General features: G+C 61.8%; 30 protein-coding genes. 6 read left to right on the top strand and 24 right to left on the bottom strand.

Going from position 1 to position 23,871, the window contains the following annotated elements; genetic code table 11:
• Positions 1-10 precede the first annotated feature (10 nt).
• The 21 genes from TL5118_RS06465 to fabD form a co-directional block, all read right to left on the bottom strand.
• A complete protein-coding gene (locus tag TL5118_RS06465; protein ID WP_058241854.1) occupies positions 11-460 on the bottom strand; it encodes an NlpC/P60 family protein in 450 nt (149 codons plus the stop codon).
• The gene (locus tag TL5118_RS06460; RefSeq protein WP_058241853.1) at positions 457-1,341 is read right to left on the bottom strand and encodes a phage/gene transfer agent baseplate hub protein; all 885 of its coding nucleotides are present in this window, start codon (positions 1,339-1,341) and stop codon (positions 457-459) included. The genes TL5118_RS06465 and TL5118_RS06460 overlap by 4 nt, the downstream gene beginning before the upstream one ends.
• A complete protein-coding gene (locus TL5118_RS06455; protein ID WP_058241852.1) occupies positions 1,341-1,973 on the bottom strand; it encodes a DUF2460 domain-containing protein in 633 nt (210 codons plus the stop codon). Before TL5118_RS06455 ends, TL5118_RS06460 begins: the two co-directional genes overlap by 1 nt.
• A gap of 13 nt (positions 1,974-1,986) precedes the next feature.
• Positions 1,987-2,631: an RcGTA-type gene transfer agent tail tape measure protein gene (locus tag TL5118_RS06450; RefSeq protein ID WP_058241851.1), complete on the bottom strand. Its 645-nt coding sequence runs from the start codon at positions 2,629-2,631 to the stop codon at positions 1,987-1,989.
• Positions 2,632-2,637: 6 nt separating this feature from the next.
• The gene (locus TL5118_RS06445) at positions 2,638-2,886 is read right to left on the bottom strand and encodes a rcc01693 family protein (protein ID WP_058241850.1); all 249 of its coding nucleotides are present in this window, start codon (positions 2,884-2,886) and stop codon (positions 2,638-2,640) included.
• The gene (locus TL5118_RS06440) at positions 2,883-3,218 is read right to left on the bottom strand and encodes a gene transfer agent family protein (RefSeq protein ID WP_058241849.1); all 336 of its coding nucleotides are present in this window, start codon (positions 3,216-3,218) and stop codon (positions 2,883-2,885) included. The genes TL5118_RS06445 and TL5118_RS06440 overlap by 4 nt, the downstream gene beginning before the upstream one ends.
• On the bottom strand, positions 3,218-3,634 hold the full coding sequence (locus TL5118_RS06435) for a phage major tail protein, TP901-1 family (protein ID WP_058241848.1): 417 nt from the start codon (positions 3,632-3,634) through the stop codon (positions 3,218-3,220). Before TL5118_RS06435 ends, TL5118_RS06440 begins: the two co-directional genes overlap by 1 nt.
• A 20-nt stretch (positions 3,635-3,654) precedes the next feature.
• Complete coding sequence (locus TL5118_RS06430; protein WP_058241847.1) at positions 3,655-4,062, bottom strand: DUF3168 domain-containing protein; 408 nt, start codon at positions 4,060-4,062, stop codon at positions 3,655-3,657.
• Complete coding sequence (locus TL5118_RS06425; protein ID WP_058241846.1) at positions 4,059-4,385, bottom strand: phage head closure protein; 327 nt, start codon at positions 4,383-4,385, stop codon at positions 4,059-4,061. The genes TL5118_RS06430 and TL5118_RS06425 overlap by 4 nt, the downstream gene beginning before the upstream one ends.
• On the bottom strand, positions 4,382-4,993 hold the full coding sequence (locus tag TL5118_RS06420; RefSeq protein ID WP_058241845.1) for a head-tail connector protein: 612 nt from the start codon (positions 4,991-4,993) through the stop codon (positions 4,382-4,384). The genes TL5118_RS06425 and TL5118_RS06420 overlap by 4 nt, the downstream gene beginning before the upstream one ends.
• Positions 4,994-5,085: 92 nt before the next feature.
• Positions 5,086-6,270 (bottom strand): phage major capsid protein, encoded by a 1,185-nt coding sequence (locus TL5118_RS06415; protein ID WP_058241844.1) that lies wholly within the window; start codon positions 6,268-6,270, stop codon positions 5,086-5,088.
• A gap of 41 nt (positions 6,271-6,311) precedes the next feature.
• Positions 6,312-6,872 (bottom strand): HK97 family phage prohead protease, encoded by a 561-nt coding sequence (locus TL5118_RS06410; protein ID WP_370701667.1) that lies wholly within the window; start codon positions 6,870-6,872, stop codon positions 6,312-6,314.
• A gap of 6 nt (positions 6,873-6,878) precedes the next feature.
• Positions 6,879-7,100 carry a GTA head formation protein, RCAP_rcc01685 family gene (locus tag TL5118_RS06405; protein WP_058241842.1) on the bottom strand — a complete coding sequence of 74 codons (222 nt, stop codon included), beginning with the start codon at positions 7,098-7,100 and terminating at the stop codon, positions 6,879-6,881.
• Positions 7,090-8,334: a phage portal protein gene (locus TL5118_RS06400; protein ID WP_058241841.1), complete on the bottom strand. Its 1,245-nt coding sequence runs from the start codon at positions 8,332-8,334 to the stop codon at positions 7,090-7,092. The genes TL5118_RS06405 and TL5118_RS06400 overlap by 11 nt, the downstream gene beginning before the upstream one ends.
• Before the next feature lie 89 nt (positions 8,335-8,423).
• Positions 8,424-9,794, bottom strand: coding sequence for a DNA-packaging protein (locus tag TL5118_RS06395; protein ID WP_082626122.1), 1,371 nt, complete (start codon positions 9,792-9,794; stop codon positions 8,424-8,426).
• Positions 9,703-10,059, bottom strand: coding sequence for a hypothetical protein (locus tag TL5118_RS06390; protein ID WP_058241840.1), 357 nt, complete (start codon positions 10,057-10,059; stop codon positions 9,703-9,705). Before TL5118_RS06390 ends, TL5118_RS06395 begins: the two co-directional genes overlap by 92 nt.
• 364 nt (positions 10,060-10,423) lie before the next feature.
• The gene (gene mltG, locus TL5118_RS06385; RefSeq protein ID WP_058241839.1) at positions 10,424-11,578 is read right to left on the bottom strand and encodes an endolytic transglycosylase MltG; all 1,155 of its coding nucleotides are present in this window, start codon (positions 11,576-11,578) and stop codon (positions 10,424-10,426) included.
• A gap of 1 nt (position 11,579) precedes the next feature.
• On the bottom strand, positions 11,580-12,839 hold the full coding sequence (gene fabF, locus TL5118_RS06380) for a beta-ketoacyl-ACP synthase II (protein ID WP_058241838.1): 1,260 nt from the start codon (positions 12,837-12,839) through the stop codon (positions 11,580-11,582).
• 331 nt (positions 12,840-13,170) lie between these two features.
• Complete coding sequence (locus TL5118_RS06375) at positions 13,171-13,404, bottom strand: acyl carrier protein (protein WP_058241837.1); 234 nt, start codon at positions 13,402-13,404, stop codon at positions 13,171-13,173.
• Positions 13,405-13,666: 262 nt separating this feature from the next.
• On the bottom strand, positions 13,667-14,404 hold the full coding sequence (fabG, locus tag TL5118_RS06370; protein ID WP_058241836.1) for a 3-oxoacyl-[acyl-carrier-protein] reductase: 738 nt from the start codon (positions 14,402-14,404) through the stop codon (positions 13,667-13,669).
• Between the two features lie 96 nt (positions 14,405-14,500).
• Positions 14,501-15,442, bottom strand: a complete 942-nt coding sequence (gene fabD, locus TL5118_RS06365; protein WP_058241835.1) for an ACP S-malonyltransferase — start codon at positions 15,440-15,442, stop codon at positions 14,501-14,503.
• A 243-nt stretch (positions 15,443-15,685) separates the two neighbouring features.
• On the opposite strand from fabD, the gene TL5118_RS06360 reads away from it, so the two are divergent.
• Entirely contained in the window at positions 15,686-17,137 is a 1,452-nt protein-coding gene (locus tag TL5118_RS06360; protein ID WP_058241834.1) for a cytochrome b/b6 domain-containing protein, read from the top strand.
• A gap of 196 nt (positions 17,138-17,333) precedes the next feature.
• Here the strand turns inward: TL5118_RS06360 and TL5118_RS06355 are convergent, their stop codons facing one another.
• Together TL5118_RS06355 and TL5118_RS06350 are read right to left on the bottom strand one after the other, a co-directional pair.
• Complete coding sequence (locus TL5118_RS06355) at positions 17,334-17,912, bottom strand: YceI family protein (protein ID WP_058241833.1); 579 nt, start codon at positions 17,910-17,912, stop codon at positions 17,334-17,336.
• A 218-nt stretch (positions 17,913-18,130) separates the two neighbouring features.
• On the bottom strand, positions 18,131-18,700 hold the full coding sequence (locus tag TL5118_RS06350) for a hypothetical protein (RefSeq protein ID WP_058241832.1): 570 nt from the start codon (positions 18,698-18,700) through the stop codon (positions 18,131-18,133).
• A 330-nt stretch (positions 18,701-19,030) separates the two neighbouring features.
• On the opposite strand from TL5118_RS06350, the gene rpsF reads away from it, so the two are divergent.
• The 5 genes from rpsF (at position 19,031) to TL5118_RS06325 (ending at position 22,248) form a co-directional block, all read left to right on the top strand.
• Positions 19,031-19,387 carry a 30S ribosomal protein S6 gene (gene rpsF / locus TL5118_RS06345; RefSeq protein ID WP_058241831.1) on the top strand — a complete coding sequence of 119 codons (357 nt, stop codon included), beginning with the start codon at positions 19,031-19,033 and terminating at the stop codon, positions 19,385-19,387.
• 26 nt (positions 19,388-19,413) lie between these two features.
• Positions 19,414-19,641, top strand: coding sequence for a 30S ribosomal protein S18 (rpsR, locus tag TL5118_RS06340; protein WP_008328567.1), 228 nt, complete (start codon positions 19,414-19,416; stop codon positions 19,639-19,641).
• An 11-nt stretch (positions 19,642-19,652) separates the two neighbouring features.
• The gene (rplI, locus tag TL5118_RS06335) at positions 19,653-20,270 is read left to right on the top strand and encodes a 50S ribosomal protein L9 (protein ID WP_058241830.1); all 618 of its coding nucleotides are present in this window, start codon (positions 19,653-19,655) and stop codon (positions 20,268-20,270) included.
• 258 nt (positions 20,271-20,528) lie between these two features.
• On the top strand, positions 20,529-21,320 hold the full coding sequence (locus tag TL5118_RS06330) for a LuxR family transcriptional regulator (RefSeq protein ID WP_082626121.1): 792 nt from the start codon (positions 20,529-20,531) through the stop codon (positions 21,318-21,320).
• A gap of 46 nt (positions 21,321-21,366) precedes the next feature.
• Entirely contained in the window at positions 21,367-22,248 is an 882-nt protein-coding gene (locus TL5118_RS06325) for an acyl-homoserine-lactone synthase (RefSeq protein ID WP_058241829.1), read from the top strand.
• A 200-nt stretch (positions 22,249-22,448) separates the two neighbouring features.
• Here the strand turns inward: TL5118_RS06325 and tig are convergent, their stop codons facing one another.
• Positions 22,449-23,783 carry a trigger factor gene (tig, locus tag TL5118_RS06320; RefSeq protein WP_058241828.1) on the bottom strand — a complete coding sequence of 445 codons (1,335 nt, stop codon included), beginning with the start codon at positions 23,781-23,783 and terminating at the stop codon, positions 22,449-22,451.
• Between the last annotated feature and the right edge of the window lie 88 nt (positions 23,784-23,871).

The following is a 23,871-nucleotide window of genomic DNA, read 5'->3' as shown; positions in this document are numbered from 1 at the left end:
CTCTCACTCCTCAGATTTGGCGCGGGGTCTCAGGCCAGCCAAACCGCGCCACGATCCGGCGCTGCCACGGCTGGCTGAGCGCGGTTTCCACCACCCCATGACCGCTATAGGCATGGATAAAACGCGGCGCCGCGCCGATGGCAGATTGCAGCCCCAGATGTTTGGCCACTGATCCCTGCCGCATGCGAAACAACAGCACATCGCCCACCGCCACCTGATCCATGGTTTTGGCGGTCAAATGCCGCGTCGCCGCCTGCCACAGCTGTTCTTGCCCCTGCGGCTCATCCCAGTCGCGGCTATAGGGCGGCAGCGGCTCTGGCTCAGCGCCATAAAGCGCCCGCCAGACGCCGCGCAGCAGCCCCAGACAATCCGCCCCCGCCCCAAGGCAGGCGGCCTGATGCCGGTAGGGCGTGCCAATCCAGCGCCGCGCCTCAGCCACCACGTGACCCTGCACCGTCATCGCCGACTGCCCCCGTTGCGGGCGGTGCTGGCGCTGGGATCCAGCGTGATCCAGTCATCGCCGGGAATATCGGGAAACCCTTGAAAATTCACGGCGTTGTTGAATTTCAACCGGCAGGTCGAAAACCGTTTGTCACAGCCCGCCACCAGCCGCAGCGTATCACCCGGCGCGGGCAGGATCGGCAAAGGTTCCCACAGGGTGATCAGGCGCCCCTTCGGCCCGGTCTGATCCCGTTTCACCGGCGCGCGCAGCCCAGCCGCCGCACCGTCCAGAACCTGCAGGGCGCCACGGGTGAACCAGCCGTCCTCAAACCCCGGTAACGCCGTGAAGCGCAAGGATGAGGCATCAATCACCACCTCAACCGTCCCGTCATAGCGCAGACCCGGCGTGGCCAGATCCAGCCCACAGGCCTGATCCCCCAGCACCGCGCTGCAGGGTTTCTGAAAACTCCGCCCCATCGGTTCATTGAGCGCATCGGTCAGCCCGCGCAATTCCGCCCGAAACGCCCCGGCGGAACGTTCCAACGCCCCGAAAGATCCATGAAACATCACCGCGCGCTCAGCTGGCGCGGCCCAATTGACCAACCAGCAGGTGACCGCCGCCCCGTCATAACGACCGGCGGCGATATCCACCTCACTGACCTTGGCCGAACGGAGCGCCCCCAGCGCCTCGGCATTGTCGACCGACAGGCCCGTGGCCTGTTGCAGGGCCGAAGCCGTCAGGCCGCTGTCAGCCTCAAAGGTGAGCCCGTCAAAAACCAGCGCGCCATCATGATCGGTGAAGCCCAGCCGCTGCCCATCGCGCCGCTCAACCAGCCAACAGCGGCAGAGCGTGGTGACGCCACTGTCCAGATGCTGTTGTAATTCCTCAGAAATCCGCATCAGACCCGCAGCTCCACCACGGGGACATCCGGCACATCCCCGGCCTGAAATGACGCAACCGAGGCACGGATCTGATCGCTGTCAAAGCGCACCGGCACGTCAAATTCAAACCCCGCCGTGACCTCCGCGCCTGCATTGGGCGCCTCATGCAGGGTGACAAGGCCGGTGGTCACATCCAGATCAAACTGCGCGCCCTCATATTGGGTGACGCCATCGACGGCCAGGATGACACTGCCCGCCACCGGTTTGGTGATCGGGCGCAGGTAGCTCTGCGCGCCGGAGCGGTAGTTTTTCGCCAGTTGAAACGTCGCCGCGGTGCCATCGGCAATGGCAATCGCCTGATCGGTTGGGCGCGGATCGGCCGAGGGCAGCGTCGATTTGAAATCGGCCCAATCTTTCCAGCGGAACCCGTACAGCTGCCCCTGCCGGGCCTCAAAAAACGCGATTAGCGCCGCCACATCATCCAACGACCGCAACCCCAGCCCCGCATCATAACGCCGCCGCGAATGGGCCCAGGGGGTGTTGCGTTCCTCAAACCCATTGGCCAGCGTCACCACATCGGTGCGCCGTTCCGGCCCGCCAACTGCGCCGAAACTCAGGTTTTCGGGAAATCGTTCTTCGTGGAAATTCATCGCCTTACCTCCCTCACCTGATCCGATTTCCCTGCGCCAGTGCCCGGCCCATCTGGGCCGCGATCTGACTGCGGGAGCGTTGGAAACTGGCCACATCGGGGGTGGAGATATTCATCACCACCGTGGCACTGCCTTGCCCCGCAGCGCGCACCCCCAGCTTGCCATCCGGGCCGCGGCTCAATGGCATGATCGCCTCTGGCCCCGCTTCGCCCATCAGCCCCATCCCGCCCCGCATGGCAAAGGTTGTGGGGCCGCTGACCACGCCGCCCTTGGCAAAGGGCATCACACGCCCCTGCGCAAAAGCCCCGCCATCGGCAAAGGGCACAATCGCCCCGATGCCCTGCGCCAGCATGCTGCCGAAATGGTCGGTCACCGGCTTCATCGCGGTGGCATAAACCGTCTGCGAGATGGACTGCGCCAACCCGCTCAGCGCATCCGACAGCCGCGCGCCGTCAAACACCACCGAGTCGAAGGCCCGCCTCAGGCCACGGCTCATGCCGCGTTCCAGCGCCGCCATCTCGACCGAGGTCTGTTGAAACGTGGCCTGCACGCGCCGCAGTTCCTGGCTGAAACTATGCGCCATGCCTGCGGTATCAGACAGGCCCTGCATCAGGTGATCCAGCTGCCCGTTCAGGGTTTCAATATCGTCCGGCTCCATCGCCGCTCACTCCTGTCGCTGTCCCGATGCGCGGGATGATCCGCGATCGGGATATGATTGAAGTAGATCTTTTAACCGGTTGCGATTCATCGGCTTTTCAGATCCGAAATGCCCCAGCATCAGGGCCAGTTCGACCGGGGTCAGCGCCCAGAACTGGTCGGGCATCAGCCGCAATTGACCAAGGCCCGCGCGCATCAATCCCGGCCAATCCAGGGTGCCCTGTCTGGGTGCCTGTTGCCCGGTACCCTGCGTCATCCGTCACGCCCCTCGGCGGCATTTGGCGGGGTGAAGGCCAGGAGCAACAGGCGCGCTGCAATCTGGGCGGCCTGCATCGGGCCACCCGCAATATCCGCCGCCGCCAAAGTGGCCGCATCGCCCTGCCAGCCGCCCCCACGCAGCCCCGCCAGGAGCAGCGCCAGCACATCACGGCTGGAAAACCGCCCGGCCTCAAACCGTTCGACCACGGCGATCAGGCTGTCCTCCTGCAGGGTGGCCTCCAACTCGGCCAAGGCGCCAAGCGTCAGCTTCAACCGCTGCGGTTGCCCGTCCAGAACCAGCGTGACCTCACCTGCAAAAGGGTTCGCCATCAGCTTGCCGCCGTGAAGGTCAGCGCCCCGGCCGAGGCCAGCGACATCTCATAGGTCGCTTCGCCGTCGTGGCTGCCGGCATAGTCAATCGCGGTCAGCTGAAACGGCCCGGTCACCGTGCCGAAATGCGGGATAACCACCTGAAAGTCGGGCATTTCCGCATCAAAGAAGATCTGGCGCGCCCGTTCATCCGTCGCCTCATCCTTGAAGATCCCGGCGCCTGTGATTGCCGCCGAACGCACGCCTGCGCCCGCCAGCAATTCGCGCCAGCCGCCGGTGCTGTCGAGGCTGGTCACATCAACGCTTTCGGCGTTGAATGACATCCGCGTCGCCCGCAGCCCTGCCAGCGTTTCAAACTGACCATCGCCGGTCAGATCGACCTTGATCAACAGATCCTTACCGTTCTGCGCCACCATGATGCGCCTCCGTTTTTTGGTTAACTGTCATAGAGTTGCGCGGTGAAGCGCAGGGTGATGCGGCGACTGTCATCGCTGCGATCGCGGGTTGCTTTGGCCTGGGAAAACCGCAGGCTGACGATGTGCCCCCGGGACATTGGCAGCGGCGCGTCAACCAGTAGGTCACTGACCCGCGCCGCTGCCTGTTTCACCGGCAAAAAGCCGGCGTCCCGCCCCACCACGTGAACCTCAAACACATGTCGCGCGCCCGCGCCGGTCTTGTCTGAACGGGCCCGCGCCTGTTCCGGCCCGATCTGCACATAGCGCTGTGGCAAAACACCCGCTGGCAAGGCGTCAAAAACGCCATCCACCAGCGCGGCCAAATTCGCATCAGAGGTAAGTTGAGCATAAATCGCCTCCTGCAGGGCGGCGGTCAGCGCATAGGTCATGTCGCCACCTCCTCATGCGCGAGGCAGACCAGATAACGGCCGCTGCCGGGGCGTTCATGCACCGCATCGATCCGATATAGCCGCGCGCCTTCGCGCAGGCGCTGGTCAGGCCGTGGCCGCATCGAGGAGCCAACGGGTGCCGCGCGCAGCGTGATTTTCAGCCGGGCCTGTGACAGGCCCCCGGCCTCGCGGCCAGAGCGCATCGCAACCTCGGCCCAAAGCGTGCCAAGCGCTTGCCATGTCACGGTAAATCCACCGGCGCCATCGCTGACCTGTAGCGGGTCTTCCAGCATCAGCTGGCGGGTCAGACGCGGGGCAGTCATCGCGCCACCCCGTCGCTGGCGCCGATGCCACCCAGCCGCATCTGGCGGTGACGTTCGATCAATGCGGTGACACCGAAGGGCATGCAGCCCGCCTTCAGCCCGGTGTCGTCGCGGTATTCGTAATAATGCGCGGCCAGCATCAAAACGGCCTGCGCCAAATCCGGCGGCACCGCGCCCCAGGGGCCAAAACCCGCGGTTAGCCGCACCAGGGCATGGCCACCTCCGGGAATGGCGGGCAAGCAGCCGTTGACCGGCCAAAGCGCCGGGCGCTGGCTGTCGGCCAGCAGTTGGTAGCGGGCTGGGTCCACAACCTCAGCCGTGCCCGTCGCGGTGAACAGCGTCACCGCCTCGATCGCTGTGACCGGGGCCAACGGCAGCGCCTGCGCGGCGGGGGTGGCCCAACGGGTCAGCTGCAGGTCAAAACTGCGCGCCAGAATGGCCTTGCTGATCCGGGCCTCAATCGCCGCAAGCGCAGCGCGTAGGAACGAGGCCAGCAGATCCTCCTGCAGATCCGCCTCGGCAAAGCCGCTGCCAAGCCGCAGATGGGATTTCAACGCCAGCACGGGCAGATCCGCGAGGGCAACAGGGGTCACTTCTGTCAGGGTCATCGGGCTCTCCGTCGCTTGCCTGGCTGTTGGGAGGGTTTGGGGCCGGTCTTGCCCGTCGCGCGGCGATCACACCGCGCGACAGGCAGTCAGGATCAGCTGGCGGCAAAGCGCAGCAGTTTGATCGCGGCGAAGTCACTGACATCGCCGCCCACCCGTTTGGTAGCATAGAACAGCACATGCGGCTTGGCGCTGAAGGGATCGCGCAGGATCCGCAGGTCCGGGCGTTCCGCCACGGTGTAACCGGCAGCAAAGTCACCAAAGGCAATGGCATCCGCGCCGCTGGCGATGTCTGGCATATCCTCAGCGATCACCACCGGATAGCCCAGCAGGCGCGCAGGTTCCCCTGCAGCCAGACCATCGGACCACAGGAAGCGGCCATCGGCATCTTTCAGCTTGCGCACCGCCCCGGCGGTTTTTGAATTCATCACAAAGGCCGCCCCGGCGCGGTACTGCGCGCCCAAGGCATAGACCAGATCGATCAGCGCATCTGCCCCGTTAAATCCACCATCGGCGCCGCTGAGCACATAGCCCAAGCTGCCCCAGGCCCAGCTGTCATTGGCCACCGCCGAATGGGTCAGGAAACCGGTGGGTTTATCCACGCCGTCGCCATTCACAAAGGCCGCGGCCTCAGCCCGGGCGAATTTTTCGCCGATACGACCGGCCAGCCAGCCCTCAATGTCAAAGGCGGCATCGTCCAGCAGGCGTTGACTGGCCTTGGGCAGCGCCGACAGCTCATGCAGCGGGATGGAAATCCGATCAATGGTCGGCGTGCCGGTTTCGGTGGCAGCCGCCTCAGTCGCCCAGCCGTGGCCCAACTCACCCTGATCGATCAACACGTCATAGGAGGTGGCTTCGACCGCAACAACATTGGCAATCGCCCGGATTGAGGCGGCGCCAGTCAACACCGACTGCACCGCCTGAGAGGTGGCGGGATCCACCAGGTAGCCGCCATCGCCGTTCACCGCGGTCGAGAGCGCCTTGCCCTCCAGTTCCAGCCCGCGCAGCCCGTCATCTTCGCCAGAGCGCAGATAGGCGTTGAAGGCCTTCTGATGCGGCACCTCAGGGGCGGCTGCGGCGCTCAGCTGGGGGCGCTGCGGGATATGGGCGGGGGAGTTGGAATTCCGGTCAATCATGGTCAATCGCTCTTCCTGCTTTTCAATGCGGTGATGAACATCGGCCCGAAAGCCGTTGAACGCGCTCATAAAATCCGCGACTGCGGTTTTCACTTCCTGGGCCGGAGACAGATCTTCCCCGGTCCGAGACTCTGCCTCGGTCATGGCATTTCCTTTCGTGAGGGATGGATGGGTCTGGGGGCGCGTCAGGCGCCCGGTTGGCGGATCAATTCGGTTGCGTTTCGAAGCGCAGCGGTGAGATCGCGCCAGTCTCGCGCATCATTCTGCGCCTTTTCCTGCAGCGCTGCGGGCTGCAGCCGCGCAGACGGCAACATGGGGAAAGTCACCAGCGACACCTCCCACAGGTCCAACTGGTGCAGGGCGCGACCGCCGGTGGGGTTTTTGACCGCCTTTTCCGTACGATACCCGATGGAGAGACCATCGATGGCTCCGGCGGCAATCAAGGCCTGCGCTTCGCGGGCGCGCGATACCTCAGGCAAGAGCCGCCCCTTGACCCAGAGGCCGCGCGCATCCTCAGAAATCTCCTCCCACAGGCCGATGGGCTGGGCAGGATCATGCTGCCACAGCATTTTGACCGCGCGTGCCTCAGCCGCCAACTGCTTGAGGGAGGCTGCAAAAGCGCCGGGCATCACCCGATCCCCGCCCTGATCAGGCTGGTGAAACAGGCTGGCATAGCCGCTGATCGTGACCTCACCTTCAACGGATAGTGAATTGTTTAAGCGGGTAAATTTACGTTCCAACATCATCATACCTCAGCCAATGTGCAGCAGCGATTGCAGCGCCTGCGCCAGGATCATTGCGACCACCCCATAGACGGTCAGCCACAGGCGACGCTCCAGCCGCTCCATCTGGTGTTCCAGCCGTTCGATGCGGCGGTTCTGGCCGTCAAACTGCAGTTTCGTCATCCTCTCATGGGCCTCCAGCTTGAGGCCGGGTGCACATTCAAAGGGTTCAAACCGGCGCTCATAGCTCATCATCCGGTCCCTTTTTGGGGGCCTCTGCCGGCTCCTCGACAGTGAGGGCGGGCAGCCCCAGGAGGGCACGTTTTTCCGCGATCGACAGGAAGGCCGCATCGCTGATCCGCTGCCATTGCGCGTCACGTTCAGCGGCCAAGGCGGGCACCTGATCCAGGTCGACCCGCAGGTCCAACGAAGCGGTGACATGCTGCGACAGGAAATCGCCCAGCCGGCCACAGACCTTTTGTACCAGCGGCAACACCGTCAGCCGGTAGAAGGCGCGATTGGCCTCCTGATAGTTGGCGTAGGTGGCATCGCCCGGCACGCCCAAGAGCATCGGCGGCACCCCGAAGGCCAGGGCAATTTCGCGCGCGGCGCTGTCCTTGGTTTTCTGAAACTCCATATCCGAGGGGCTGAACCCCATCGGTTTCCAGTCCAATCCGCCCTCCAGCAACATCGGCCGGCCCGCATTGCCTGCGCCCTGATGGTATTGCGCCATTTCGGCCTGCAGCCGGTCATATTGATCCGCGCTGAGCCCGGCCTGCCCGTCCGCACCCTGATAGACCAATGCGCCCGAGGGTCGCGCCGCATTGTCGAGCAGCGCCTTCGACCAGCGCGAAGCGGCATTGTGCACGTCCAGCGCCTGGGCAGCGGCCTGCATCGGCGACAGCCCATAGTGATCATCCTGCGGATGAAAGGCGCGGATGTGACAGATCGGCGGCAGGTCAGCACGCATGTTGAACCGGTGTTTGCGGCCGTTCACGGCATAATCATAGGCTTTGGGCCAGCCGTCAGCGCCCGGCACCAGCTGCATCCGGTCCGACCGCAGCACGTAAAGTTCACAAAGTTCGCCCTCATGGCCCACGGCCTCCAGATAGCCGTCGCCCGTCAGCAGGATCTGGGCATAAAGCGCCTCAAGCAGTTCAGCGCGGCCCTGCACCGGATTTGGGCGGCGCAGCAGCTCCAGCAGCGGATGGGTCTCATAGCGCTGCAACCGGTCCTGCAACAGCAGTGGCAGCGAGGCGGCGGCCTCGGCGATCAGTTTGACACAGCGAAACCCCACCGGATTGCCTGCAAACCCGTTGCGCGCCAGCGAGGCGGCATCGCGCGGGCTCCAGGTGATGCGACCTGCGCTTTGCAGGGCCATCATCCGCCCGGCCGCGCTGGCCTTTTGCGCCGGGACCGCAGCCACAGCGGTTTCAGAGGCGGTTTGCGGCGTTGTGGCGGTCGATTTGAAAAGCGAAAACACCATTGGGTTCGATTTCTCCTGCTTTTGCCATCTGGCGGCGGGTCAGTTTGTGTTGCGAAACACTGTGACGGGAAATGGTTAACGTCTGTTCACTACAGCGCACGCAGCTGTGGGCGGCGCCAGTTTTGTGCTGGGGTGAGGATCAGATCGGTCAGCGCCCAGACCAGCGCATCCACCCGGTCAGGGCTGCCTTTGCCGCTGAAGCCCTGGGCGGTCATGGCGCACATCTGATCCTCCAGCGCGCCCAGATCGCGGGCGTGAAACACCCGGCCCTGTTCATAAAGCGCCGCCACAGGTTCCGCGCGGGCCACCTTGCCGCGGCTGGCGTGGCATTTGGTAAAGGGCACGGTTGGGTTCAGCTGGCGGATCACGGTTTCCACCAGATCGCCGCCCTGATTGACCTCAGCCACCAGACGGTCAGCACCCCATTTTTCCATCATTGACAGTGCTTTACGGGCCCATTCCGTGGGGCTGGCGGCGCTACAGCTGGCATCCTCCAGCACATAGGCGCGCCAGTCGGGCACCGGCCCGCGGGTGACCGCGCCAACCACCACGATGCCGCAGTCATCTGATCCGGCGTGGCTGCTTACCGGCGGGTCCACCGCCACAACGATCCGGTCCAGATCCGGCACCTGCGCGACACGCAGCGCCTCAAGACCCGCCTGGCGCCACAGCGCGCCTTCGGCGTCCTCCAGCAGCTCACCCGACAGTTCCTGACGGCCCAGCCGGGTGCCGGCATAGCGTGCCTCCACCTCTTCGAGGAAACCACGCGCCAGATTGGCGCGATTGGCCTCGGTCGCGGCATGGGTCACCACGGTGCTGTCGCGTTTCAACAGGTCCTTCAGCACGGTGACATTGCGGGGCGTGGTGGTCACACAGACCCGCGGGTCCTCGCCCAGGCGCAGGCCAAACTGCAGCATATCCCAAGTGTCCTGCGCCTTGGGCCATTTGGCCAGCTCATCCACCCAGGCGCCATCAAACTGCGGACCGCGCAGGGCTTCGGGATCATGGGCCGAGAAGATCTGCGCCTCAGCCCCATTGGGCCAGCGCAACAGGCGGCGGCTGGCGATCCAGTCGGGCCGCCGATCAGGCGGGGAACAGGCAAGGATGCCGCTTTCGCCAAAGACCATAACTTCGCGCGCCTGATCCAGTGTTTCACCCACAATGGCCAGCCGCTGACAGGGGCCGGGATCGCGGGGCCGCGCGCCTTCGACCTGCGCACGCACCCATTCCGCCCCGGCCCGGGTTTTGCCCGCACCGCGCCCGCCCAGGATCACCCAAGCGCGCCAATCGCCAGAGGGCGGCAGTTGATGCTCCATCGCCCAGAACTCAAACAGATAGGGCAGCGCGAGGATCTCCTCCTCGCCCAGTTCATCGAGAAAGGCCGTCTGCAAGGCCACATCGGCGCAACCGATCCAACCGGCAGCGGATCTGATCCCTGGCCCGGTCGAAGTCGACGGCATAGGTGGCCGACTGTCCGGCGCGCTCTTGCTCTCGTTCATGGAATTTCGTCTCCAGTTCCCAGGCGATCTTCAGCCAGTTGCGCAGGTCACTGATCAGGCGCAGGTTGTCCCTGACTGCCCCGTCATCATCCAGACGCACCCGGTATTGCATCGCCTTCATGTCGTGTTTCATTTCACCAAGCAGCTGCCCCACCTCGAGCAGCTGTTCAGCCAGGAGGTCCGCCGCTACGGCCCCCTCGGTCTGGTCGCTGTTGTGCACATTCATCGTGCCCGCCCCCTTTGGATCTGCTGTCCAGTTGGCAAGGAGACTGCCGCACCCAAGCTAAGATCGCGTTAGGGCAGCGTGCGGTGGGGTTTGAGAGAGGGCGCGCAACAAGGGACCGCGATCCGGCGATTTGATGAAAACATTGGACAGCGCACACGATTATTGCCCGGCTCCGCCGGGCAGCGCCCGAACCGCCCCGTTTTGTCGAAGACAAACCTTTGGTTTGATGGGGCGGGCGCTTCGCTTCGCCCCTCGGTTCGGACGCAGACGCGCCTCATTGATGGGTAGAATCAAGATCACACCCAATAAAAAAACCCGCCACGAGGGCGGGTTTTCCAGAATGTTTTATTGTCAGGCCAGCGGCTTAGTTGTTGCTACGCTCTGCCTCAATCGCGCGCCATTTGGCGACGTTGCGATTGTGTTCCGCCAGGGTTTCCGCAAAGGCGTGACCGCCGGTGCCATCAGCCACAAAGAACACGAAGTTGGTGCTGGCAGGATCCAGCGCCGCCTCGATGCTGGCGCGGCCTGGGTTGGCGATCGGGGTCGGCGGCAGCGCGTCGATCACATAGGTGTTCCACGGGGTTTCGCCGCGCAGTTCGGACTGACGCAGACCACGGCCCAGGGTGCCCTGCCCCTTGGTGATGCCATAGATCACGGTCGGGTCTGTCTGCAGGCGCATGCCACGGTTCAGGCGGTTGATGAAAACCGACCCAACCGTGCGGCGTTCTTCGGCCACGCCGGTTTCCTTCTCGATGATCGAGGCAAGGATCAGCGCTTCTTCCGGGGTTTCCAGCGGCAGGCCCTCAACGCGGTTGGCCCAGGCGCTGGCCAGAATGCTGGCCTGTGCGTCCTGCATCCGGTCGATCACCGACTGACGGGTATCGCCGCGATTGACCTCATAGCTGTCAGGTGCCAGCGACCCTTCGGCGGGCAGATCAGCCACCTCACCGGTCAGCACGCCAACCGACTTCAGGCTTTCCACCACCTGCCAGGAGGTCACACCTTCGGCCATCGCGATGCGGTGGCGGGTGTCGCCCCGTTCGGCTGCGGTGGTGAACTCAGCCGGGGTGTCTTCGGCGGCCGGGTTGAAGTTGGCGGTTTCCACGAACCGGCTGGTCGCCGGATCCAGCTCACGCACCAGGATCTGGCTGCGGGTCACGCCGATCCGATAGACCACTTCGGTGCCGCAAGTGCTGGCGCCGCCGCGGGTCAGGATATCAACGATCTCTTCCATCGAGGCGCCATCGGGCACCAGAAAGGCCCCGGCCTTCAGCTGATCGGATTTGCCGGAATAATCCGCGCCGATCCGAAACAGCGAACCGTTGGAAATCGCGCCGTCCTGCTCCAGCTGGCTGGAGACGCGCGACATGTTGGAACCGCTGGCCACCCGCACACAGATCGGGGCCTCCAGCGGGCCTGCGCTTTGATAGCTCTGCTGCCCCCAGAGGATCACACCCCCGGCAAGAAACAGCAAAACAACCAGAAACGTCAGTGCGTTAGAGGCCAGCGCCTTCCACATATCAGTCGACTTTCCCGAACATCACCGAGGCGTTGGTGCCGCCAAAGCCGAAGCTGTTGGACAACGCCACCTTGATCTCACGCTCGACCTTTTTGTTCGGCGCGAGGTCCAGTTTCGGCTCCACCGCCGGGTTGTCGAGGTTGATGGTGGGCGGGGCCACCTGATCGCGGATCGCCAGGATCGAGAAGATCGCCTCAATCGCGCCAGCCGCGCCTAGGAGGTGACCGGTCATCGATTTGGTCGAGGACATGGTGGCCGAGGAGGCTTTATCACCCAAGAGCCGCTCAACCGCGCCCAGTTCGATGGTGTCCGCCATGGTCGAGGTGCCGTGGGCGTTGATGTAGTCAATCGCCGAAGGCTCCACACCGGCGTCCTTGATCGCCGCGCGCATCGAACGTTCGCCGCCTTCGCCATCTTCCGACGGGGCGGTGATGTGATAGGCGTCGCCCGACAGGCCATAGCCCAGCACTTCGGCGTAGATCTTGGCGCCGCGTGCCTTGGCGTGTTCGTATTCTTCCAGAACCACAACGCCGGCACCTTCGCCCATGACAAAACCGTCACGGTCATTGTCATAGGGGCGGCTGGCAGCCTGCGGATCATCAGACCGTTTGGTCGACAGCGCTTTACAGGCGTTGAAACCCGCGATGCCAATTTCACAGATGGCCGCTTCGGCGCCGCCTGCGATCATCACATCCGCATCACCGTATTTGATCAGACGGCTGGCATCACCAATGGCGTGCGCCCCGGTGGAACAGGCGGTCACAACCGAGTGGTTCGGGCCTTTGAAGCCGTATTTGATTGAAACCTGACCCGAGATCAGGTTGATCAGCGCGCCGGGAATAAAGAAAGGTGACACACGACGCGGGCCTTTTTCCTTCAGCAGCAAAGTGGTTTCCGCGATCGACTGCAGGCCACCAATGCCCGAGCCGATCATCACGCCGGTGCGTTCTTGTGCGTCGGTGCTTTCGGCCACCCAGCCGGAATCCTCAACCGCCTGCTGAGCCGCCGCGATACCGTAGAGGATGAAGTCATCCACTTTGCGGCGTTCCTTGGCAGCCATCCAGTCATCGGGGTTGAAGGTGCCATCGGTGCCATCGCCATAAGGCACTTCGCAGGCGTAATCGGTGCCCAGATGGCTGGCGTCAAAACGGGTGATTTTGCCCGCGCCGGACTGACCGTCCAGAATACGCGTCCAGGTTTCTTCCACACCACATGCCAGCGGGGTCACCAGACCCAGACCTGTCACAACAACTCGGCGCATATCTGCTCTCCTTTGCCTCGGCAGTTTGCGCCTTCAATAGCTTGGAATAAGCCCCCGGCGCAAGTGCATGCGCGGCAGTATCGGTGATCTGGCCCATTCTTGCCAATGCAAAAATGACCCCCTTCGGAGATTGCAGCGCATCCGGCACAAAGACAGGAATATCAGGGGGTTCTTGGCTGAAACACCGGGGCCTGTCGCGCGATCGACCCTCATGCTTTCACGGCGCAATCACGCCCTTGTGGGCGGGGAATGCACCCTGCCCCAAGGCCCGCGGCAAAGAAAAACCCCCGCCCGAAGGCAGGGGTTTTAAAAAACTCAAATCAGGATGCGCTTAGGAGGCTTCGCTGATGAATTTAACCGCGTCACCGAAGGTCTGGATGGTTTCGGCTGCGTCGTCCGGGATCTCGATGCCGAACTCTTCTTCGAAGGCCATTACCAGCTCAACGGTGTCCAGGCTGTCTGCGCCCAGATCGTCGATGAAGGAGGCGTTTTCAACAACCTTGTCTTCTTCGGCACCCAGGTGCTCAACAACGATTTTTTTGACGCGGTCTGCGATATCGCTCATGTTCTGTCCTCATTCCTTTGGGCCAATGCCCGATGTGTCGCCCCGCCCGAAGGCTGGTCCAAGTTGGTGCCCAACGCTGCCCATTTCAAGGGTGGCGGGGCAGATTTCGTTCCACTTGCTTTGGAACATTTTCAGGGCCGGATCGCTCCGCCCCCGAAGAATCTGGGAGGCCTATAGCATATGGTGACGCATAGGCAAACGATTTAGCGCATCGGCGCGCACACCATCTATGGTCTGTCTGCCAAAGCGCAACCCTCGCGGCTTAGAGCATCGCCATGCCGCCATTGACGTGCACCGTTGTGCCGGTGACATAACCCGCCTCAGGGCTGGCCAGATACAGAACCGCCGCAGCGATTTCTTCCGGGGTGCCCATGCGGCCTGCGGGGATCTTGGTGTTGATCGCCGCTTTCTGGTCATCGTTCAGCTTGTCGGTCATCGCGGTGGCGATGAAGCCAGGCGCAACGGCGTTGGCGGTGATGCCACGGCTGGCAACCTCATAGGCGATGGATTTGGTCATGCCGACCATACCCGCCTTGGCAGCAGCGTAGTTCACCTGACCGGGGTTGCCGGTTGCGCCCACGATGGAGGAGATGTTGATGATCCGGCCCCAGCGCGCCTTCATCATCGGGCGCATCACGCCACGACACAGACGCATCGAGGAGGTCAGGTTCACATCCAGCACCGACTGCCATTCCTCATCCGACATGCGCATGAAGATCTGGTCACGGGTGATGCCGGCGTTGTTTACCAGAATATCCAGGCCACCCATCGCCGCGATGGCGTCTTTGGGCAGCGCGTCAACCGCAGCCGCATCGCTGAGGTTACAGGGCAGAACATGGGCGTTGTCGCCCAGTTCGGCTGCCAGCGCCTCCAGCGGTTCCACCCGGGTGCCCGACAGGCCCACGGTTGCGCCGGCACCGTGCAGCGCCTTGGCAATGGCACCACCGATGCCGCCGGATGCGCCGGTCACCAGCGCGCGTTTTCCAGTCAAATCAAACATGTGACAGTCCCTCTCTTGTCACTAAGGGCGGTGCGGGCTGCGCCTTTGGCTGGCAAAAGCGCGCGCCCCGCCCGGTTCCGTCCTGTGTGCGCGGCCTCAGGCCAGCGATGCCACAGCTTTTTGTACATCTTCGGGGGTGCCGATCGCGGTGCAGGCAATCGAGCGTTCGATGCGGCGCACCATACCCGACAGCGCCTTGCCCGCGCCCACTTCCCAGATCGCATCAACGCCCTGCCCGGCCATCCAGGCGACGCTTTCGCGCCAGCGCACCGAACCGGTGACCTGATTGACCAGCAGCGAGCGGATGGTGGCCGGGTCAGAAACCGCTTCGGCAACAACATTGGCCACAACCGGCACCACGGGGCGGTTGATGTCGACCTCAGCCAGGGCCTTGGCCATGACCTCGGCGGCGGGTTCCATCAATTGGCAATGGAAAGGGGCGCTGACGGGCAGCAGAACCGCGCGTTTGGCGCCTTTTTCCTTGGCCAGCTCCACCGCGCGTTCCACAGCGGCCTTATGGCCGGAGACCACAACCTGGCCCGGATCGTTGTCATTGGCGGCCTGGCAAACTTCGCCCATGGCAGCCTCTTCCGCGACGGCTTTGGCACCCTCGAAATCCAGCCCCAACAGGGCCGCCATCGCGCCTTCGCCCACCGGCACGGCCTGCTGCATCGCCTGCCCCCGGGTGCGCAACAGACGCGCCGCATCCGAAATCGACAGGGCGCCAGCCGCCGCCAGTGCAGAATATTCGCCCAGCGAATGACCCGCGACATAGGCCGCCTGATCCGCCAGCACAACGCCCTCGGCCTCCAACGCCTTCATCGCCGCCAGCGAGGTTGCCATCAGCGCCGGCTGGGCGTTTTGGGTCAGGGTCAGATCAGCTTGATCCCCCTCCCAGATCAGCTGCGAGAGGTTTTCCCCCAGCGCCGCATCCACCTCATCAAAAACCGCTTTCGCCGCCGGATAGGCATCGGCCAGGGCTTTGCCCATTCCGATGGTCTGAGCCCCCTGGCCGGGGAAAACAAATGCTTTGGTCATTCTAGGCCTCGTCACGATTGTCTTTGACGTGGTGTAAACGTCCCGCGCGCGCTTCACAAGAGAAGAGGCACGCAACCGGCGCGCGCGCCCCGGATTGCCCTGCTAAGGCTTTGTATTTCGTGCCTCCCCGCTCACCGGCGGGTTTCTGCGGACAGGTGCAGAGGATCTGTGCAGGAACAAATATTTATGGTTCGTTTCAATCGGCCTAGCTATCGACGCAACGCATTTGATCCGGAGACTAATATGTCCATCGCCAACTCACCCGACCGCTACGGCAGCATTGCCAAGGCCCTCCATTGGACCACCGCCCTGCTGATCCTTGTGCTGATCCCGATGGGATTTATCGCCAAGAAACTGGCCGAGGCCACCCAGGCTGGCAGCCCCGTCGTGTCGATCGAGGTGCTGACCACGCTGTTTTCCACCCATAAAACTTTGGGGGTTGTGGTCTTCTTTGTAGCCCTTCTGCGGATCCTCTGGGCGCTCAGCCAATCAAAACCCCGCGCCCTGCACCCTGACCGACGGCTGGAAACCCTCGCCGCCGAAACGGTGCATTGGCTGCTTTATGGTGCGATCGTTCTGGTCCCGCTGACCGGCTGGATCCACCATGCCGCCAGCACCGGTTTTGCGCCGATCTGGGGGCCTTTTGGCCAGGACCTGCCCATGGTGGCGAAATCGGAAGCGCTGTCAGTACTGTTCGCTGCCTTCCACTTCGCCGCCGTTGTGGTGATGGTCCTATCTCTTGGCCTGCATATCGCCGGGGCGCTGAAACACCAGATCATTGATCGTGACACCACTCTGGCGCGGATGCTGCCAAACCGCCGCCAGCCGGTGGCACAGTCGGCCCCCGGAGCGGGGCCAGTGTCGATCACAGCTCTAGGCGCAGGCCAATCTACCAGTCACACCACTTCTGACAGCATTGCGCCAGACCCACACCATAAGACCACCGCCCGAACCAGCGCCGCCCTGGCCGCTGTGGTGATCCTCGCCGCCGCCGGCACCACCTGGACCATCGAGGCGCAGGACCACCGGGACACCGCCCCTGCGCAGGCATCGGTTGAACCAAACGTCGCCCCCAATGAAAATGACACCTCCGCAGCAAGCGCTGCCCAACAACAAAATCCGCCGCAGGGGGATGTTGCTCAGGCTGCGCCAGACGCCAATCCAGGGCCTACCGGCGTTCAGAACGCAGATAACGCCCCTGCGGCCTCTGATCTGCCAAACTGGCAGGTTGCCGATGGCGCGCTGACACTATCCATCCAACAGCTGGGCAACGCCGTGAACGGCAGCTTTGAAACCTGGCAGGCCCATATCCTATTCGACCCGGATGCTGATCCTGCCCAAATGGGTGAGATCCGGGTTGAGATTGACATTGCCTCGCTCAGCCTAGGCACCGTTAGCGCGCAGGCCATGGGACCAGATTATTTTGACAGCGCCGCCTTCCCGACAGCGATCTATCAGGCGGATCTTGCTGAAATAGACGGCACCCTGACCGCCACTGGCACGCTGACGATCAAAGACGCCTCGGTCCCTCTTGCCTTCCCTATTGACCTGACCCTAGCCGAAGGCACCGCCACGGCAGCTGGCAGTTTCACCCTGGATCGTCGGGAATTCGGCATCGGCGACACGGTGCCTGATGAGGGGACTTTGGGTTTTGCGGTTGCGCTCTCCTTTAATCTCACAGCGCAGCACCAATAAGGGCGCTGCTATCTAACCAAATTTGATCTGCACTGGCCCCGTCATGTATCGGGGCCAAGCCACGGGACCTTGTCAGAGGAAATCACATATTTCTGAAGACTTCGTTAATCGCCGACTTCGCAATCAGAAAACCAACAAAAAGTCCCGCCCGAGATGCACTCGGACGGGATTTTTTTAGCTTAACCAAATCTTCAGATTATTCGGCTTTCATCGCCTCGATCGAGATCTGCAGCTGAACCTCGTCACTCACGAAAGGAGCGAACTGACCCAGATTAAACTCGCTGCGCACCAAAGTCGTAGTTGCATCAAACCCGGCCCAGGGTTTGTTGGCCATCGGGTGATTGCCGACCTGGTTGAGCTTGGCGTCCAGCACCACAGGTTTGGTCACCCCGTTCAGGGTCAGATCGCCGGTGATCAGCGCTGTGGCTTCGCCGGTGACCTCAATCGCGGTGGAAGTGAAGGTCACAAGCTCATCGCCTTGGGCGTTGAAAAAGTCGGGCGACATGAAGTGACCAAAACGTGCGTCCCAGCCGGTGATCATCGACGCCAGCGGCATGGACACCGACACGCTGGAGGCGGCGGGATCTTCCTGATCGAAGGAAATCTCACCCTCAAAGCCCGAGAACATGCCCCAGGTGGTCGAATAGCCCAGGTGGTTGTAGTTGAAGATCACCTGGCTGTGGCTGGCGTCCAGCACATAGGCTTCGGGTGCGGCGACGGCGGCGGAAGCGCCCAGGCTCAATGCCGCAACTGCGGCCAATACGGAGGTTTTCACGAAGTTCCCTTTCACATCAATTTAGGTGTGTTTTGACACTGCAAAGATGCGAGATAACGGGGGTGAAGCAACCTTGAGCACGCCACAGGACCTGCGCAGAATTGCACAGACGGATCTGCGCCTGTTGCGGAACTCCGCTCATGTCAGCGCAGGTGCCCCACCTGCAAGGGCAGAGCCTGCCCAATGACAAGGTGACTTAGACCAATAAAGAAAGGAGATTAGTTCAGCGTATAGCCCGGGGAATAGAAACGCGCCACCTGAGCAGCAGCATCGCCTTGCAGGCAGATCAGCTCTTGCCCGGTAGCGCTGTGCAGGCAAACTTCACCTGAACCTGTTGAAACACAGTTCAAATCCGCGAGAGCGTAGCGTGCGATGATCTGGGCCCGGCCTGTTTGTCCAACCGAGACCTGACGCAATTCGCCGCCACGCAGGTCAAGTTCCATGGTTGTTGCCTCATTTGTATTGCGGCCCTGACAGTAGAGCGCGAAGCCCGCGCCAATGAACAGGAAGGTAAGACCGGCACGGATCACCTGCGAGGCTGGGGTCGCTACGGCCGCGGGCACCAACCAAAGGCCAAAGGCCGCCAAACAGAGCACCACACCGAAAAAGGTCATCAGGCTGCGCAGGATTGAACCGGCCTGGGCCTGGCTGAGCTGCAGCGCATCCAGCGTCGGGCCAAACCGGCCGGTTTCTACCAGGGGCTCTGCCCGTTTCGGCATCGCCAGCACGGGTTCAACCACCCCATCCGCCATCTGCTGCGCAATCTTGCGCCCGCTTGTCATGTCCATGAAGCCTGTCCCTTTGACCTCTCATTCCCATCCTCTTTACATCTTGGTAAAGCTTGGGGCGAAAATGGGGCGGGATGGCGACGATCCGGTGGTATCCGCACAGCGCCAAAGACCCCGCCAAAGCCAACGCCAAGCTCATCGCCGACGCCAGATCCACGGATGAGGCACTTACATAAGGACCGGGGCCTCAACACAGGCTTGCAACATTGGGCATTTCATCGTAAGAGGCGGCTCCTTCCGCAGTTTAGTTGAACCGCGCAGTCTCTCGTGGATGGGTCGCGGAAGGTCAGGCCCTCCTATGAAATGCGCTTGAAAATGACAGGAGTGCACATGCCGCTTTACGAGCATGTATTCATCTCGCGCCAGGATCTGTCCAACGCGCAAGCTGAAGGTCTCATCGAACATTTTGGCACCGTACTGGCTGACAACGGCGGCAGCGTCGTCGACAGCGAATACTGGGGTGTCAAGACGATGGCCTATAAGATCAACAAGAACCGCAAGGGCCACTTTGCTCTGCTGAAATCCGACGCCCCGGCGCCGGCCGTTCAGGAGATGGAACGCCTGATGCGTCTGCATGATGACGTGATGCGCGTCCTGACCATCAAGGTCGACGAGCACGCCGAGGGTCCTTCGATCCAGATGCAGAAGCGTGACGAACGTGGCGATCGCCGCGAACGTCGTTCGTGATCTCAGCTAGGAAAGGACGCTAAATCATGGCAGCCAAACCGTTTTTCCGCCGTCGCAAAGTATGCCCCTTCTCGGGCGACAACGCGCCGAAAATCGACTACAAAGACACCAAACTGCTGCAGCGCTACATCAGCGAGCGTGGCAAAATCGTGCCTTCGCGTATCACCGCCGTTTCGGCCAAGAAGCAGCGTGAACTGGCCCGTGCTATCAAGCGCGCCCGCTTCCTCGCCCTGCTGCCCTACGCCGTTAAGTAAGGAGAAAGCACATGCAAGTTATCCTTCTTGAACGTGTGGCCAAACTGGGCCAGATGGGTGAAATCGTTGACGTGAAGCCTGGTTACGCCCGTAACTTCCTGCTGCCCCAGGGCAAAGCCCTGACCGCATCGGAAGCCAACAAGGCACAGTTTGACGCGCAGAAAGCACAGCTGGAAGCGCGCAACCTGGAAACCAAAAAAGAAGCCGAAGCGCTGGGTGAAAAGCTGGACGGCCAGCAGTTCATCGTGATTCGTCAGGCTTCTGATGGCGGCAACCTCTACGGCTCGGTCACCCCGCGTGACGCCGCAGACGTGGCCACCGAAGCCGGTTTCACCGTTGACCGTAAGCAGGTTGTTGTTCTGGAGCCGATCAAAGCTCTGGGTCTGCACACCGTTGCAGTTGTCCTGCACCCTGAAGTGACCGTCCACATCGATCTGAACGTTGCACGTTCGGACGAAGAGGCGGAACTGCAGGCTTCGGGCAAGTCGATCCAGGAACTGGCCGCTGAAGCAGAAGCCGAAGCAGAGTTCGAAATCGCCAACCTGTTTGACGATATCGGCGCTGCTGCATCGGATGATGATGACGCACCGGTTGCGGAAGAAGCCTCGGAAGAGACTTCGGAAGAGTAAACGGATCACCTTTGTGACCCGGGCAGCCGCGCAAGACATTGCGCGGCTGTTTCTATTTGCGCAAACTAACCCCCCAGAAACTTTTCGCTATTTTGCGATTCACTCTTGTTAACGCGCGTTCATTTTTGCACTGTCTGGTCAAAACAGCCCCTCAACCCCTTGCCGGTCCGGCAGCTTTGCAGTGCTGCCCCCTTGTTTCCCGCGGCCCCAGTAACGACGTTGTTGTCAAACCGGCATGTACGTGGAAACCGAAGAACAATGGCCCTGATCGACCTGACAGACTTTGAAAGCGATGAGAATTACACCGACTTTCTGACCCGGTTGGGTGATGCGTTAGGGTTCGATCACGCGTCTTATGCGACCACCAGCCTGATCACCGGCGATATTCACGGCTTTACCTCCTACCCCGAAGAATGGGAGCTGCATTACGCCAAAATGGGCATGCAGCGGTTTGACCCAACCCTGCGCGCCGCCATGCTGAGCGTTGCCCCGGTGGATTGGCAGCGACTGGCCAAGACCGATGATTTCACCCGGGTGTTTTTCGACGCCCATGATTTCGGCATCACCGACCGCGGCCTGTCGGTTCCGATCCGCGGACCTTACGGGGATTTTGGCCTGCTCAGCGTTACCCGTGACTGTTCCAAAGAGGAATGGCGCAAGTTCCTTCCAACCGTGATAGGCGATCTACAGATGGCGGCCGTGAACCTACATGACAATGTACTGAATTCTGAGGTGCTGCCCAAGGCGCTGGCCCGCCCGTCGCTGTCCAAACGCGAGCAGGAGATCCTGCAATGGGTGGCCCATGGCAAATCGCAGCAGGACATCGGCGATATCCTGTCGATCTCGCACCGCACGGTAGAGGTGCATATTCGATCAGGCCGCGAAAAACTTGGTGCATTGACAACCGCGCAGGCCGTGGGCCGCGCCATCCGTCTGGGCATCATTCAGCCGGGCCAAACCAGTCATAGTTGCAATAACATCACAACACACACCCAAGACATCAGCAAAAATGCAATCTACGGGAAACCCCTAATGGTTAGATCCCGTTAATTTTGTTCAATATTTCCCCAATGACAGCTGATGGTAGGGGAAAACCATGATTGTAATTGTCGACGCACTCAATCGGCATCTGTTCACCGAGATGCTGGATGACATGTTCAAACTGCGCAAGCGTGTGTTTCATGACCGTCTGGGGTGGGAAGTGGACATCACGGACGGCAAAGAGGTGGATCTGTTTGATGATCTGCACCCAGCTTATTTGATTGCACTGGACGACAGCGGCGAAGTCGTGGGCTGCATGCGAATCCTGCAGACCACCGGCCCGCATATGCTGGCGGATGTGTTCTATGACATCATGGACGGTGAGCCACCGGTGCGCTCAGCCCAACTGTGGGAGGTCACCCGTTTCTGCGTCGACACCGATCGGCTGAAGGCCGGAAAGTCCCGCAATTCAATCTCTTACGTCACATCGGAACTGTTTGTGGCGGCCACTGAATATGGCAAGAACAACGGTATTTTGGACGCCGTGGCGGTGATTGATCCGATCATGAACCGGGTGATGATCCGGTCCCAGAACACGCCTTATGACTATCTGGGCAAGACGGTGCAGATGGGCAAGGTCAAGGCGATGGCGGGGCTTTTGGATTGCACCGATGAGCGGATCAACCGGCTGCGTGCCTTCAACGGGATCGAGGGCGATGTTTTCGCCGAGAATGATGAAGCCGCGCTGGCGCTCTTTGCCACCCGTGCCTCGGCCCCGAAGGCACTGCCGACGCCGACCCACCCCGGGGTTTCCGACTATATGCGGGCCGAGGTTGAGGCGATGCAGACCCCTGCCCCAACCAAGATCGACCTGCAGGATTATTTCGAAAGCCAGATCGCCGATGCTGACAGCCCGGAAGAGCGGGCTGCCGCTCAGGCGCTCAAGCTTGAAATGACCGCCTATTTCCGCAGCACCACGCAGCGCTGCGACGCGTAATCTCCACTCGCGGAGAAGCCGGGGCGGCCCATGTCCCCTCAATACCGGGCCGCCCCACCCAAGGCCAGAGCAGGCAGCGGGACAACAGGCATATCACAGCCGGGCGTTACCAAGGCAGACGGGCGCCCGGCCCCGCTGCAAACAAAAAGGCCACCCAATTGGGTGGCCTTTCCGTTTTAAACGCGTTCAGCGTGGCGGACTTATTCGTCGTCCAGCGCTTCAACGGCTTTCTGCAGGTCGTCTTTGGACACTTCTTTGTCCGAAACCTTTGCGCCTTCCACGATGTGGTCAACAACCTTGTCTTCGAACAGAGGCGCGCGCAGCTGCTGCTGCATCTGCTGGTTCTGCTGAACAAACTCAAAAAACTGACGTTCCTGACCCGGGTACTGACGTGCCTGGTTCATGATCGCCTGGGTCATTTCCGCGTCGGAAACTTCCACTTCGGCTTTCTGACCCAGCTCTGCCAGCAGCAGACCCAGACGCACGCGGCGCTCGGCCAGCTTGTTGTGCTCTTCGGTCGGCTCGATCTTGTCGTGATCGTGGCCTTCTACCTCAGGGTTTTCCTCATGCCACAGCTGGTGGGCAATCTGGCTGGCTTCGGCTTCGACCAGCGACGGCGGCAGATCGAAGGAGACCATGCCGTCCAGCTGGTCCAGCAGGCCACGCTTCAGAACAGCGCGCGAGGCACCGGAGTATTCTGCTTCCAGACGCTCGGACACCTGGGCTTTCAGACCGTCCAGGTCTTCGGCGCCGAATTTCTTGGCCAGCTCATCGTTGATCTCAGCCGCTTTCGGGGCTTTGACTTCTTTGATTTTGCACTCAAACACGGCGGCTTTGCCAGCCAGGTTCTCAGCGCCATACTCTTCGGGGAAGGTGACGTTTACGTCTTTTTCTTCACCGGCTTTCGAGCCGACCAGCTGCTCTTCGAAGCCGGGGATGAAGGAACCCGAACCCAGAACCAGCGGGTAGTCTTCGGCAGCGCCGCCGTCGAAGGCTTCGCCGTCTACTTTGCCGAGGAAGTCAAACACAACCTGGTCGCCGTCTTCGGCCGCTTCGCCTTCGGCGCGGGCTTCGAAGTCCTGTGCGGTTTCCGCCAGCGAGGCCAGCGCTTCGTCAACGGCTTCGGCTTCGGCTTTGACCACCAGACGCTCCAGCGCGATGCCCGAGAAGTCTACTTCCGGGATTTCCGGCAGGGCTTCATAGGACATGGTGACTTTAACGTCGTCGCCTTCTTTCCAGTTTTCGCCGTCAACCATCTCAACAGCAGGCTGCATCGCAGGACGCTCACCGCTGTCTTCGAAGTGCTTGTTCATCGCACCGTCGATGGTTTCCTGCATGGCTTCGCCCAGCAGACGCTGGCCGAACTGCTTTTTCAGCAGCGCCATGGGCACCTTGCCCTTGCGGAAGCCTTTCATTTCGACTTCGGGCTGGGCCTCTGCCAGCTTTTCGTTGACCTTAGCGTCCAGCTCAGCAGCCGGAACAACGATTTCGTAACCGCGCTTCAGGCCTTCGTTCAGGGTTTCGGTAACTTGCATTTGTTTCCTCACAAGGGTGACAGGCCACCCGAACGGTCGCCTGATGAAATTTGCGTCTTACTAAGGCTCCGGGGGCGCGGATTCAAGT

This window comes from Thalassovita autumnalis (genome assembly GCF_001458255.1).
GTDB lineage: Bacteria > Pseudomonadota > Alphaproteobacteria > Rhodobacterales > Rhodobacteraceae > Thalassobius > Thalassobius autumnalis.
This window is presented reverse-complemented; position numbering and strand designations above follow the sequence as displayed.